The sequence below is a fragment of the Paenisporosarcina sp. FSL H8-0542 genome (assembly GCF_038632915.1).
In the GTDB taxonomy this organism is placed as follows: domain Bacteria; phylum Bacillota; class Bacilli; order Bacillales_A; family Planococcaceae; genus Paenisporosarcina.
Genome location: NZ_CP152050.1, coordinates 1,285,688 through 1,299,172, shown reverse-complemented (window position 1 = coordinate 1,299,172; position 13,485 = coordinate 1,285,688). Strand labels below are relative to the sequence as shown.

Below are 13,485 nucleotides of genomic sequence, written 5' to 3'. Positions count from 1 at the left end.
TGTTGAGGAAATTCCGTGGTAGATTAAGTTTAGGCTTGAAATATGTTGTTTAAGGCAAACTGTTCCCACTAAATAGATAATAGGTAATACGTCTCGTGTCGAAATATTTGGATACCGTTTTGGTGTGAGATGAAGTGCTTCTACTCTCCATAACATTAAGGTATGTAATGTGGAATTACTTCTCGACTTATTAGCTATTGTTAACGCTACATTGATAATGTAAAAAAAGAAAGCTTTCAGAGCACAAAATAGCCCAACCATAAAATGACATGGTTGGGCTTTTCCATATTCCAATTACATGAATAAATTTCAACTACAATCTTTTCCGATGCTGGGAAAGCTTTTCTTCATAATAATTTCCGGAGATATGCTCACCTTGGGTTAACTGCACAATTAAAATCCATCTTACTTGCACTACGTAATGAATTTAATTAATCGTCACCATCATTCAGATCCTCTTCAAGGCTATCATTCAGATTTTTCTCTACATCATCAAAGTCCACATCGCCATCGAAGTCCTTATCGTCAGTATCACTTATGAAATCAGAGCCATCACTGTCGTAATCCATACTGTCTAACAGATCTTGAATAACGTCGATAAAGAAGCCGCCTACAAACCATATTACAAGTCCTATTACCGCTAAGAAGACAATTGCAATCATTACATTAGTGACTATATTTTCTGGTTCGTCTTTTCTTTGATAAGCAAACTCAAAGTCTCTCACTTTTACATCTTTATCCAATTTAACAAACAGAGTTCTTTCATATTGTAGAACTGGCATTTTATTCTTGATTATCATTCTAAATCTTTTAACATTGCCAATATCATCTACTTCAATACTTTCGTATCCAATCGATAATAATATCGCCCTAACTTTTTCTTCTGAATATGGTTTTTTAAAAATTGATTCCTTTAATATTTTCCCGATATCCTTCTCTGGTTCTAACAATTCACATATCTCCCTTTTGTACTAACAATGTAAATTCTCTAACCCTCACCTGTGATAATTTTCGTCTTTGTGGTTGCAGTGAACTTTGAACTTTCTAAGTTCAAACTCTCGTGCTACCTACGTCAGAAAATTTGAGAATTCCCCGATTTCGAGGGAGGCTTATATCTGTATCTTATTAATTATTCGTCTCTATTATTCCCTTTAGTATGTCTTATTACGGTACCACTAAGTGTCTCATTTCAGACACTCTGTTCCAGTGGTCATGGTAAGGAGTGTCTTAAATGAGACACTTCATTCCCTGACAATGAGGCTTCAGATACTCGAACAATCTCCAATGAGCTTACGCTGGAAACTGTTTTCAATGTAATCACCCAATGAATGAATCTATTGATTAAAAATATACTTAAACTTCCCAAACGATTGAATTAGGTAGGCTCTTAAGTCTATCTCATTCTTGATTATTGTTTTCTCGGAAAAATCTTACGCATCCTTGTCCAGAACCCTCGATCCCGTATCCGTTTTGTTGCAGTAACTCTATTGTTCACTACTAGAACTTCTGATTCCTCCCAAGTTGAATCAGTGATTACCACTACCCACTTTCCATCACTACATTCACCTAAATATGCACGAATATAGCCTATTGCAATGCTTTCTTCCTTTTTCAAGCTTGACCATACTGTTTGAATTTTGTACTTTCCCATTACTACATTTGAAATTATTCCTATCACCTCTAAGTATTACTATACTCAATTGGATAATCATTTTGTAATGATTTCGTAAGTCATATTCCGACATATGAAAAATAAAAAAGCATCTCAAATGAGATGCTCTAGTCTAATTTTATTAGTGGTGCGTATTTAGCAAGTAATCTCTTTATGCCATTAGTTTCGGAAAATCTCACAGTTATTTCTGTGTTATCACCCTTCCCATCAACTTTAACTACTTCACCAATCCCCCATTTTTTATGTACCACTTTATCACCTATCATATAATGGGTTGTTTGCGGAACCTTTTTGTTACTATTCATCTCTTTTAATATTTCTTCGAATTCTATTTCTGCTAAATTTAACTCATCTCGGTACTTTTCCTCAATTTCTTCAGGACTAATACTATCTCTACTTTTAATACTTTTACCGACCTCAGTAATCACATCATCAATTTTTTGTTTATATACCTTAACGAGGATATCTGGATCAATTTTATTTACTTTTTCATCCACACTGTTTAATTTTTCATTCATAATAGACATCGTTACCTTCAAACTTGTTGAAAGTTCTTGATTTTCTCTGGATTGACTTAAAGCTATAAATATTGCTACCAAAGCCAATGCTATTGATACTGCACTTGATACAATACTGAAGTTCAGTTCTATATTTTTACTTTTAGCAAATATTGATGCTATCAATAAAATTATTATACTTATCAATACTCCTAGTAACCATAACCAATCACGATTTGTCCAATTTTTTAACATTTTCCACCTCCATTTATAACATTCGCCCAGGAAGATCGTAAGTCCTGCAACAAATAACCACCGTATGTGAAATTGGTTAAAATGAAATATTTGTACATCTCGGTTATTCGTATTTCCAGCCGATAAATATTCAATACAAGCTGCTCATGCCACTCAGTATCCTGTTACAGGTAATAATGGCGTAAAAATAGGAGTGCTTCGAGATGAGGATTGCAAATACAAGTAAAGTAGGTATTTGTGATAGTAGTAGAGAAGTAAATATTGGTCTCTGTCGGGATTTCCACTCCGTGTTTAGGTCGATTAAGGCGCAGCCCCCTGGACACCAAACAAAGATAGCAGCCATAAGTCAAGGGGGCTAGGTACTGAAAAGGAAATCTATTGCAGCTTCTAAGGTAGAGCAAGTAGCATTTGACATGGAAATTTATGAGATGCCTGTCACATTCATGGAGCAGTTTTATTACAAATTAACAAATAGAGGGAGAGAATCACTCAAACTTTGGAATAGTTCTCCCCCTCCTCTGTATCTCCTTTAAATTGGAGAACCGCTTACAGCTCGATATTTCTAATTCTTTAGTGGATTTACTAACCGTGTTGCGCTTGCAATACATGTGCGTTCTTAAGTGTAGTATTAATACTTTTGTAACCAAGTATTTTTTGAAGTATTCTTATGTTGCTATCGCCTCACAAGAATGTTCGTAAATTAGTAAGAACTTCTTCTTCATCTAGGTCTAAGTATTGAGTCGTAACCGCCAAATTCGAATGACCTAATGCCTTAGAAATTAACGCAAGGTTTGCCCCTTTAATTAGAAGGTCTTTTGCATATCCTCGTCTGATAGCATGAGGATTAATATTAACTAGGTTATATTCCTTACTGTATTTATTTAAACGCTTTGAGATAGCGTTATTGGTTGATTTAGTGTTTAGAGATGTTCCTTTTTGAGATAAGAATACAAATTTGTTTCTTTGGCTGTATCTTCTTCTTATTTTCTCGTTTTGATCGATTAACACACGAAATAATTGAGCCATTTGATTGTCTATAGGAAGTTGGAGCATTTTATGGTTTTTTAATATTGCACCGTCCAGATTTAACATCATATTTTCAAAATCAATGTGACGCTCCTCAAGTTGTCCCAGTGTGTTTATTCTTATTCCCGTTTTGTATAGCGTTATAATCGCCACTGCGTCCCGTAAACCGATAAAAGAGTTTAAGTCTAACAAAGATAGTAAAACTTGAATTTCGCTGCTCGTAGCACCCTTCTTGACATTTTTATCAACTTTGATATTGATCGTCTTCCAATATCTTTGTTTAACCCAACCATTGTCAAAGCATTTTGAGAGGATTGCTTTTAAACATTTTAAGCGAATTAGTTTTGTCTGATTAGACACTTTCATTGAATCAAGCCAAAGATAAATCATTTCAGACGAAATTTCATGAAGATAGGTCACATTCGTAATTTTACAAAGATGATTCATGTGTAGATTATAGTCTTTAATAGTTCTTTCTCTAAATCCACTAACTTGCATTTGCTTCGTGATTGTAGTTAATGCTTTTTCAATTGTCATTTCTTTTTGTTGTGATTTTTGATCACCTTCTATTAACCGCTTCACATCAAAGTCAACATTAATATCAAACAAACCTGTTCTTTTTGTCATAAAAAAAATCCCCTAATCAATTAGATTAGAAGATAATTTCGGTCTACCTTTTCAGTAGGGTTAGAATAAGGGATATTCAACAAAGTTCGTTTCCCCGTTCGTTCCCCTACGTTAGTCAAAAGACAGTCACATCAAGGCTCATCGCCTGTCTTACATACGTCCCAGGAGGGATTCGAACCCCCGACCGACGCCTTAGCTTACCACTATAGCTTTCGCTACCAATGAACATTGTTTGTAGTCTGGACTATATCTTCACCATTGCAGGTGCGACACGTGTAGTCTCTACGGAACCTCACGTCGTTAGACGATTCTTAGCATTCTTACCATTACGTTATGTAATCATTCAGATTGCCTTTTCTTCACTTTCGCGAAGCGTAAGTTTCCTCGGTATTGCCATCAGCATAATCTGTTAAGGTTTCACCGATATAGTGTCGTCCACTCTACAGGTTCTTTTTTCCCTGTAAAGGCTCCTAATAAATTGAAGGGCGTTGCTCTATCCAGCTGAGCTACTGAGACTTGTGATTTTCAGTTCTTTTCAGAAATGAAGACAATATTTATTATAGAAATGCTTCAGCCAAAAGTCAACGTTATTTTTCAGTAATTTTAAATGTTACTTTTTCAAGTGTTTCATTTTCATTCGAAAAGAATGTTATGGTCCACTGAACTGGTGACTTTTCGATGATTGCATAGCTCTTTTCAAGGCGTCCTCTTGGCAATTCCAAACTTCCCGGATTTACAAATAGGGTGCCTTCAATCTGTTCAGTACCCAATAAATGCGAATGTCCGAACAAAACCACATCAGCTCCAAGTTCCTGAGCACGGTAACTAATCGGCAGCATGGTCGATTTCACTTGTAATAAATGACCATGCGCCATAAATATTTTCACACCGTTAATCTCAGCGAATACTTCTTCAGGAAATGAGGAATCCCAATCACAATTTCCTCGGACGACAAAAACAGATTGTAGCGATGTATGATTTACATCAAGTTCGCTATCCCCACAATGAAATACTGCATCCACTGAACCGACATGTTGTCTTACCTGATCAATCGAATTAACTTCTTCATGGGTATCACTCATTACTAAAATACGCATGTACTCGCCACCTTATTTCAACAAGTTGGGTAATTCCGCTTCAATTTTTTTGATGGCATTTCCACGGTGGGAAATTGCTGCTTTTTCTGAAGGCAATAACTCAGCCATCATTTTGCCAAGTGTCGGCACAAAGAAAATCGGATCATAACCAAAGCCGTTTGTGCCCATTTTCTCATGGGCAATGACGCCTTCACAAGTTCCGAAAGCAGTCTTCGTCTCCATTTTAGGACCTGCCAACGCAATGGCACAACAAAAACGAGCTGTCCGTTCTTCGTCTACCACGTCTTTAAGTTCAGTCAGAACTTTTTGCATGTTTGCATCATCACTTTTTTCTTCTCCGGCATAGCGTGCAGAATAGACGCCTGGAGCGCCATTTAAAGCGTCAATTGCTAGACCGCTGTCATCAGCTATCACGAAAGTTTGTAAGCGTTCAGCAAGGGCCTCAGCTTTAAGAACGGCATTTTCTTCGAACGTTGTGCCTGTTTCTTCAATATCCATGTCATTCGCTACATCATGGAGAGTCAAAACTTCAAAACCATAGGGATTGAAAATCGCTTCGAAGTCTTTCGCCTTGCCTTTATTTTTCGTTGCAATAATTACTTGCTTCATGATAAATCACCTAGCTTTTTGCCGATTCGGTGAGCCATTTCCCCAAGCACATCTTTCTGAATGGCGATCAACTGCTGAATGCCTTCGTCACCTAGATCAAGCAATTCATTTAACTGCTGTCTTGTAAATGTAGCCTCTTCTCCAGTACCTTGAAGTTCCACAAATTGACCAGAACCAGTCTGGATAATATTCATATCGACATTTGCAGAGGAATCTTCAATGTAGTTTAGGTCAAGAATTGCACCGAGCTCACCATCAATTCCTACGCTCGTCGCTGCAAGGAAATCTGTTACAGGAAATTCAGGGAGCTGTTTTTCATCTTGTAGCTTTGCAATAGCCATTGTCATCGCAACAAATGCACCGGTAATCGAAGCAGTACGTGTGCCGCCATCTGCCTGGATCACATCACAGTCAATCCACAGCGTTCGCTCTCCTAATGTTTCCAGATTGACTACTGCTCGCAGTGCTCGTCCAATGAGACGTTGTATTTCCATTGTACGGCCACCAATCTTACCTTTCGACGCTTCACGTTGTGTTCGTGAACCTGTCGCTCTTGGAAGCATTGAATATTCAGCCGTAATCCATCCTTTACCTTGCCCACGTAAAAAATGCGGTACGCGTTCTTCAATGGTTGCTGTACAGATTACTTTCGTCTGTCCTACTGTTATCAATACGGAACCTTCTGGATGCACCAAGTAATCGGTCTCTATCGTCACAGGTCTCAGTTGTTTTGAATTTCGTCCATCTTGTCTCATGTGTTTGTTTCCTCCTCGTATACATTCGCGCACTTATCGTATCACATAAGCTTTAAACGAATCAAAACCCGGAAATTCCTTTTTCAAGGAATTCCAGGTTTTATTTAAATGATATTTGTTGAATTGTTGGGTTTTCGATTTCAAGCCATTTCGTAATAATGGTCCTGAACATTGGTATGGAACCCGTTGTATAGAAAATGTGCGGTACCTTACTCGGTTGCTCTCTTTGCTTCTGGTAATAGTTGAGGATAGCATCCACTTCATCGGCCGTTTCTTCGGCTGATGAAAGAACCTTCACATGCGGACCAACCGCCTTTTCAATAAGATCCTGTAATAAAGGGTAATGAGTACATCCCAATATTAACGTATCAAATGATTCTTTTTGCAATGGTTCGAGTGTCTTTTCAACCAATTCCTTCGCAAATTCGCCTTCATATTCGCCACTTTCAACTAGTGGAACAAATGCCGGGCAAGCAAGTGGAACGGTATGACAGGAAGATGATAAAGCCTTCAAAGCCTTCTCGTAAGCACCACTTTGAATAGTACCTACAGTCCCCAATATACAGACTTCAGAACGTCTTGTTGCTTTTATAGCTGCTCGCGCCCCTGGGAAAATTACCCCCACGACTGGGAACGGGCAATATTTTTGTAAGGATTCAAGTGCGACCGCTGTTGCTGTATTACACGCGACAACGAGCATTTTTATGGATTGCGCTTTCAGTGCTTCCGCCATTTGCCATGTGAATTTCCGCACTTCAGTTGCTGAACGCGGTCCATATGGACATCTCGCTGTATCTCCAATGTAGAGAAATTGCTCATTGGGCAATCGTCGCATAAGTTCTTTGACAACCGTTAAGCCGCCAACACCTGAATCGATCACGCCGATTGGTGTATTCACGAGATTCGCCTCAATCCTCTTTCATTTCTACATGAAGTCTTTGGAGAAGGCTCGACAACTGTTGCACTTCTACAGCATCAAAATCAGACAAAATATCTTGCAAATAATCTTGACGTTTTTGAATAACTTCTTCAATCACGCGCTCGCCTTCTTTTAATAAATGAATGCGAACGACACGTCGATCTTGCTCATCACGAACACGCATGACAAGTTGGTTCTTTTCCATCCGGTCGACTAAATCCGTTGTCGTACTGAATGCCAGATACATTTTGGTCGAAAGATCACCAATGGTCATGTCACCATGTTCAAATAACCATTGCAACGCAACAAATTGAGGTGGCGTCACAGTATAGTTACTTAAAATTTGGCGACCTTTTTGTTTGATAATGCCTGATATATAACGAAGTTCTTTTTCCAGAAAAGCTACTTGCTCCTGGTTATGGTTATGTTCATTGCTCGAAATTTGCTCTGTCATGTGCTAAATCCACTCCCTGAATACGATTACTTGTGTATTCATTGTGACGTCTTTTGCGGAAATTGGCAAGACATACTCAGTCTAGTGCTAATTCGCCAAGTCGTAAAAGTTCGAGTATCGCTTGTGATCTGCCTGATACGCCCAACTTTTGGATGGTATTCGAGATGTGATTTCTCACGGTTTTCTCACTGATATTGAGTTGAATGGAAATATCTTTCGTTGAATAATCACGCACTAACAATTGAAAAATTTCTCTTTCTCGTCCTGTTAATAATGAACGATGATGTGCTCGTTCTGACAAAATACGCCCCTCCTATCCACTCTTCCTAGTAACGTATGTCAGAAGATAAAAGGCGGTGACGGCTAATTGGGTAGGAATAACGATTTTTCTTCTTCTGTCCAAGGCGATCCCTTACCAGTTGCCTTGCTTATTTGCACAACAGTTCCCCTACCCGTGAAAACAGTTTCCCCTTTTTCATTCGTGGCATGGTAATGAATATCCACTGATGAAGTACCCACCGAATCAGCTTTCACATGAATCTGAAGCTTTTCATCAAAGAATACTTGTTTTACATAATCGCATTGTAAATCGGCAACAACCGGAATCGTCTTACCTTTTGGATCCAACCAATCATTCATCAAGCCGATTTGTTTAAGATATTCAATTCGCGCAAACTCGAAATAAGAAAAGTTATATGTATTGTTCAGATGTCCATACATATCCGTTTCACTGAAACGAACTTGAACCGGTACCGAAAAATGAAACCCACTTACCCATTGCTCTGGGTCTTGGATATAAGATGCACGCATAATGAATTTCTCCTTTGGTTTATGTATTTTATGAATGGTGATTCATTGTTGATGATATTGTAACAAAGTTTCTTCTGGAGAGGAAAGAATTTAATGGATAGAAATGGATAAATTTAGAGAGGGATTTGTTTGGATAGGGGCAACTTTTTGCTTTATAGGGGCAACTTCCGCCATGATTGGGGCAACTAACCATTTATCTCCTAATTCTGACGGAATTATTGGATTAATAAATTGGCTTCGCTTCGATTTTGGAGCAACTTTCGGGATTTCGGAGCGATTTTAGCAACTTAACGCTCCCTGCACACTTCTTTAAACAAAAAAGCAGCCTCTCGCAAAATGCGGGAGGCTGACAAATTAAGCTCTTCTTAGTCAACCATGTGGTCGCTTCCGAAGAAGTTTTTGAACATTTGAACCGTAGTATCACGGTTTAGAGCTGCGATAGAAGTAGTCAAAGGAATTCCTTTAGGACATGCGACTACACAGTTTTGAGAGTTACCACAGTTTGCAAGTCCGCCATCACCCATGATGGAATTTAGACGCTCGTCTCTATTCATGGCACCCGTTGGATGCGCATTCATAAGACGTACTTGTGATAACGGTGCTGGGCCCATGAAATCTGAATTTGTGTTTACGTTTGGACAAGCTTCCAAACAAACGCCACAAGTCATACATTTAGATAGTTCATATGCCCATTGACGTTTACGTTCAGGCATACGTGGTCCATCGCCAAGATCATAAGATCCATCAATTGGAACCCAAGCTTTAACTTTTTTCAATGAATCAAACATACGTGAACGGTCAACAATTAAGTCGCGTACAACAGGGAATGTTTTCATTGGTTCTAAGCGAATAGGTTGCTCCAATTTATCAACTAGAGCTGTACATGATTGACGTGGACGGCCATTGATGACCATCGAACATGCTCCACATACTTCTTCCAAACAGTTCATATCCCAGTTTACAGGTGTTGTGTGTTTACCATCTGTATTTACTGGATTACGACGAATTTCCATTAATCCAGATATAACGTTCATATTTGGACGATAATCTAACTCGAATTTTTCCCAATACGGGGTAGAATCCGTAGAATCTTGACGAAGGATCTCAAAAACGACGGTTTTAGTTGCTGTTGCGTTCATGATTATTAATCCCCTTTCGATGAATAGTCACGTTTACGTGGTGGAATTAATGAAACATCTATTTCTTCATAATGAATGACCGGCGCTCCAGTAGCTGGATCAAAATTCGCCATAGTTGTTTTCATAAATTGCTCATCATCTCGTTCTGGGAAATCTGGCTTGTAGTGAGCACCACGACTTTCATTACGTAACAATGCACCTTGCGTAATAACGCGAGCTAAGTATAGCATATTTTTCAATTGACGCGCGAAAGTAGCACCTTGATTGGACCACTTTTGAGTGTCATTAATGTTGATATTATTAAATCTCTCAAGAAGTTCTTGAATTTTTTCATCAGTTGCTTGTAAACGGTCGTTATAACGAACTACTGTTACGTTATCTGTCATCCATTCGCCAAGCTCTTTATGCAAGACATATGCATTTTCAGTACCGTCAAGAGACATAATTTCATCCCATTTTTGTTGCTCTGCAGCCGTGTGTGCATCAAAAATTGTTGATGGCATATCTTCAGCATGAGTTTTTAGTCCACTCATATATTTAACTGCGTTAGGACCTGCAACCATTCCGCCATAAATTGCAGAAAGTAATGAGTTTGCTCCAAGTCGGTTTGCGCCATGTTGAGAGTAATCACACTCACCTGCAGCAAATAAACCAGGAATAGTTGTCATTTGATCGTAGTCAACCCATAGTCCGCCCATTGAATAATGGACTGCTGGGAAGATTTTCATTGGAAGTTTACGGGGATCTTCACCTGTGAATTTCTCATAAATTTCAATGATTCCGCCAAGCTTGATATCCAATTCTTTCGGGTCTTTGTGTGAAAGATCCAAGAATACCATGTTTTCGCCGTTAACCCCAAGTTTTTGGTTAACACACACATCAAAAATTTCGCGAGTTGCGATATCACGAGGTACCAAGTTCCCGTAACTAGGATATTTTTCTTCAAGGAAGTACCAAGGTTTACCGTCTTTATATGTCCAAATACGTCCACCTTCACCACGCGCTGATTCGGACATTAAACGAAGTTTGTCATCTCCTGGAATCGCTGTAGGGTGAATTTGAATGAATTCGCCATTTGCGTAGGTTGCACCTTGTTGATAAACAATTGAAGCTGCAGAGCCTGTATTGATTATAGAGTTTGTTGATTTTCCAAAAATAATACCAGGACCACCTGTTGCCATGATGACAGCGTCACCACGGAAAGGACGGATTTCCATAGTTTTCAAGTTTTGAGCCATGATTCCGCGACAAACGCCGTCGTCATCTAAGATTGCACCTAGGAATTCCCAGTTTTCGTATTTCGTTACAAGACCGTCAACTTCGTAGCGACGTACTTGTTCATCAAGTGCATAAAGCAATTGTTGACCAGTTGTAGCGCCTGCGAAAGCTGTACGATGGAACATTGTTCCCCCGAAACGACGGAAATCTAATAACCCTTCAGGTGTACGGTTAAACATAACACCCATACGATCGAATAATCGAATGATTCCAGGTGCTGCTTCTGCCAATGCTTTTACTGGTGGTTGATTCGCAAGGAAATCCCCGCCGTATACTGTATCATCAAAGTGATTGTCAGTTGAATCGCCTTCACCTTTTGTATTTAATGCTCCGTTAATTCCGCCCTGAGCACACACTGAGTGTGAGCGTTTAACAGGAACTAATGAGAATAATTCTACTGTTGTTCCTTCTTCTGCTGCTTTCATTGTTGCCATTAAACCAGCTAGACCACCGCCGACAACAATCAATTTACTTTTTGCCATGATTCTTCTCACTCCTCTTTTTAATAGTAATCAAGCAATTTCAGAAACTTATTACACGAATGCAAGAAGTGCACGAACGCCGATTACTGTCAATGCTAAGAAGATACCGATCGTCACGTAAGTTGAAATTCGTTGTGACCTAGGTGATTGAGTGATACCCCAGCTTACCAAGAATGACCAAATACCGTTAGCTAAATGGAATGTTGCAGATACAACACCAACCACGTAGAATACAAACATTAATGGATTTGCTAATATATCAGCCATCATGTCAAAGTTAACTTCATCAGCACCAATTGCTTTTTGGAATCGTGTCTCGAATAAATGCCATGCGATAAACACGACTAGAATGACCCCGGTAATACGTTGCAAAACAAACATCCAGTTACGGAATGTACCATAACGCTGTGTGTTATTTTTCGCAGTAAAGGCTATGTACACACCATAGAACGCATGGAACATCAATGGAATGTAGATGACAAACCATTCTAAAAACAATACGAATGGTAAACTTTCCATGAAGTGAGATGCTTTGTTAAAAGCCTCTTCTCCTCTTGTAGCAAAATGGTTAACAACCAAATGCTGCGTCACGAACAATCCTACTGGAATGATTCCAAGTAAAGAATGTAAACGGCGCAAATAAAATTCACGATCTTTCGACAAGACTGTTACCCCCCTCAGTACTGAAAATAGGCAGACAAGATCAGACCTTCGTATGGAACGAAAGCAACATTGACTGCATATCTCATCATGGTACAATATTATGACATGTTTATTGTACTCCCATCATAAGGGAGCGTCAAGGCAAGGAAGCCCACTACATAAGGCAATTTAAATCAGGTAAATTCTCGGTGTTGTACTATTTTAACTACCTTGTCCATGAAAAATTCTTATATTAAAAAAGTTTGAAGGCAATTAAGCCAGAAAGCGGGATTCAGATGACAATGACAGAGACAAAAAAGGTACCCACTTTTGGTTACGAATTAATTCGAGATCATGTACTTTCGACAATTTTAGGGAAACACGAAGAAGATATTTTATATTGGGCCGGAAAAGATTTAGCCCGCAAGTTCCAGATGTTTTCCATGGAAGAAACGACATCTTTTTTTCAAGAAGCGGGCTGGGGCATTCTAACACTTGAACAAAGTACAAAAGATGAAGCATTTTATGTATTGACTGGAGAACCCGATGCCCTGCAGTTCGAGAAACGATGTTTCCGCCTGGAAGCAGGATTCCTGGCTCAGCAGCAACAAAAACTGGGTGGTTTTATGACAGAATGCTTTGAAGAAAAACAACTGAAGAAAAACTCCGTTCAATTCCATGTGAAATGGGATCTAAAAGAAAAAGTTTAAAGCTTCACTGACTCGATAGTAAAAATCGAGTTGAAGCTGAAAAGAAAGCGGGCAGTCACTTCCAAATGGAGTGTCTGCCCGCTTTTTTCAATCCCAATTCAATCTGTTATCCAATTGAGACTGATATTGTTTAAAAACATTACTATTTGTTTTGATTCCTTTTTGAGATAACATACGGTTCAATTGGGTGAGTCTTTGATTATATTGCTGTTCAAGTTCTGTTTTTTCGCGTTGTGTGGCTTTTTTCATTTGATGCTCTAAGTCACTCATTTCTTCTTTCACGAACTGAGCTTCTTCATCATGCCCTGAGTTTTTTAAAATGCGCATTACCATACGAATGTCTTCTGGATAATGGGCAAATTCATCCGGCGGTAACGGTTTCCCAGCTCCCGGCAAATTGTCAAACTGTCCATCACGTTGTGCTTTTTTAATTAAATCCTCCACGATATGCCAGTTCATTTATCTCACTGCCTCTCATGATGATTATGAAACTATTTTCATCATATCATGAAA

Annotated in this window: 17 protein-coding genes; 2 read left to right on the top strand and 15 right to left on the bottom strand. The window is 38.9% G+C overall.

Annotated features, from left to right (window positions below; all coding sequences use genetic code 11):
- Window positions 1-431: 431 nt before the first annotated feature.
- The 11 genes from MHH33_RS06950 to MHH33_RS06900 form a co-directional block, all read right to left on the bottom strand.
- Window positions 432-950: a hypothetical protein gene (locus MHH33_RS06950; RefSeq protein WP_342543311.1), complete on the bottom strand. Its 519-nt coding sequence runs from the start codon at window positions 948-950 to the stop codon at window positions 432-434.
- 458 nt (window positions 951-1,408) lie between these two features.
- On the bottom strand, window positions 1,409-1,651 hold the full coding sequence (locus MHH33_RS06945) for a hypothetical protein (protein ID WP_342543310.1): 243 nt from the start codon (window positions 1,649-1,651) through the stop codon (window positions 1,409-1,411).
- Window positions 1,652-1,779: 128 nt separating this feature from the next.
- Window positions 1,780-2,424, bottom strand: a complete 645-nt coding sequence (locus MHH33_RS06940) for a hypothetical protein (RefSeq protein ID WP_342543309.1) — start codon at window positions 2,422-2,424, stop codon at window positions 1,780-1,782.
- A 681-nt stretch (window positions 2,425-3,105) separates the two neighbouring features.
- Window positions 3,106-4,077, bottom strand: a complete 972-nt coding sequence (locus MHH33_RS06935) for a site-specific integrase (protein WP_342543308.1) — start codon at window positions 4,075-4,077, stop codon at window positions 3,106-3,108.
- Between the two features lie 587 nt (window positions 4,078-4,664).
- Window positions 4,665-5,174 (bottom strand): metallophosphoesterase, encoded by a 510-nt coding sequence (locus tag MHH33_RS06930; RefSeq protein WP_342543307.1) that lies wholly within the window; start codon window positions 5,172-5,174, stop codon window positions 4,665-4,667.
- Window positions 5,175-5,186: 12 nt separating this feature from the next.
- Window positions 5,187-5,783 carry an XTP/dITP diphosphatase gene (locus tag MHH33_RS06925; protein WP_342543306.1) on the bottom strand — a complete coding sequence of 199 codons (597 nt, stop codon included), beginning with the start codon at window positions 5,781-5,783 and terminating at the stop codon, window positions 5,187-5,189.
- Window positions 5,780-6,538 (bottom strand): ribonuclease PH, encoded by a 759-nt coding sequence (rph, locus tag MHH33_RS06920; protein ID WP_016426750.1) that lies wholly within the window; start codon window positions 6,536-6,538, stop codon window positions 5,780-5,782. The genes MHH33_RS06925 and rph overlap by 4 nt, the downstream gene beginning before the upstream one ends.
- Before the next feature lie 100 nt (window positions 6,539-6,638).
- Window positions 6,639-7,436, bottom strand: a complete 798-nt coding sequence (racE, locus tag MHH33_RS06915; RefSeq protein WP_016426749.1) for a glutamate racemase — start codon at window positions 7,434-7,436, stop codon at window positions 6,639-6,641.
- Between the two features lie 10 nt (window positions 7,437-7,446).
- Complete coding sequence (locus MHH33_RS06910) at window positions 7,447-7,911, bottom strand: MarR family transcriptional regulator (protein WP_016426748.1); 465 nt, start codon at window positions 7,909-7,911, stop codon at window positions 7,447-7,449.
- 76 nt (window positions 7,912-7,987) lie between these two features.
- Window positions 7,988-8,212, bottom strand: a complete 225-nt coding sequence (locus MHH33_RS06905) for a LuxR C-terminal-related transcriptional regulator (protein WP_016426747.1) — start codon at window positions 8,210-8,212, stop codon at window positions 7,988-7,990.
- Between the two features lie 62 nt (window positions 8,213-8,274).
- The gene (locus tag MHH33_RS06900) at window positions 8,275-8,721 is read right to left on the bottom strand and encodes an acyl-CoA thioesterase (RefSeq protein WP_016426746.1); all 447 of its coding nucleotides are present in this window, start codon (window positions 8,719-8,721) and stop codon (window positions 8,275-8,277) included.
- Between the two features lie 103 nt (window positions 8,722-8,824).
- On the opposite strand from MHH33_RS06900, the gene MHH33_RS06895 reads away from it, so the two are divergent.
- Window positions 8,825-9,004, top strand: coding sequence for a hypothetical protein (locus tag MHH33_RS06895; protein WP_342543305.1), 180 nt, complete (start codon window positions 8,825-8,827; stop codon window positions 9,002-9,004).
- Window positions 9,005-9,086: 82 nt separating this feature from the next.
- Here the strand turns inward: MHH33_RS06895 and sdhB are convergent, their stop codons facing one another.
- From sdhB to MHH33_RS06880, 3 genes are read right to left on the bottom strand one after another with little or no spacing between them, the layout of a single operon-like run.
- The gene (sdhB, locus tag MHH33_RS06890) at window positions 9,087-9,860 is read right to left on the bottom strand and encodes a succinate dehydrogenase iron-sulfur subunit (protein ID WP_016426745.1); all 774 of its coding nucleotides are present in this window, start codon (window positions 9,858-9,860) and stop codon (window positions 9,087-9,089) included.
- 5 nt (window positions 9,861-9,865) lie between these two features.
- Window positions 9,866-11,620, bottom strand: coding sequence for a succinate dehydrogenase flavoprotein subunit (gene sdhA / locus MHH33_RS06885; protein WP_342543304.1), 1,755 nt, complete (start codon window positions 11,618-11,620; stop codon window positions 9,866-9,868).
- A gap of 51 nt (window positions 11,621-11,671) precedes the next feature.
- A complete protein-coding gene (locus tag MHH33_RS06880) occupies window positions 11,672-12,283 on the bottom strand; it encodes a succinate dehydrogenase cytochrome b558 subunit (RefSeq protein WP_016426743.1) in 612 nt (203 codons plus the stop codon).
- A gap of 275 nt (window positions 12,284-12,558) precedes the next feature.
- On the opposite strand from MHH33_RS06880, the gene MHH33_RS06875 reads away from it, so the two are divergent.
- Window positions 12,559-12,972 (top strand): YslB family protein, encoded by a 414-nt coding sequence (locus tag MHH33_RS06875; protein ID WP_016426742.1) that lies wholly within the window; start codon window positions 12,559-12,561, stop codon window positions 12,970-12,972.
- Between the two features lie 87 nt (window positions 12,973-13,059).
- Here the strand turns inward: MHH33_RS06875 and MHH33_RS06870 are convergent, their stop codons facing one another.
- Window positions 13,060-13,431 carry a DnaJ family domain-containing protein gene (locus tag MHH33_RS06870; RefSeq protein WP_342543303.1) on the bottom strand — a complete coding sequence of 124 codons (372 nt, stop codon included), beginning with the start codon at window positions 13,429-13,431 and terminating at the stop codon, window positions 13,060-13,062.
- Window positions 13,432-13,485: the final 54 nt, after the last annotated feature.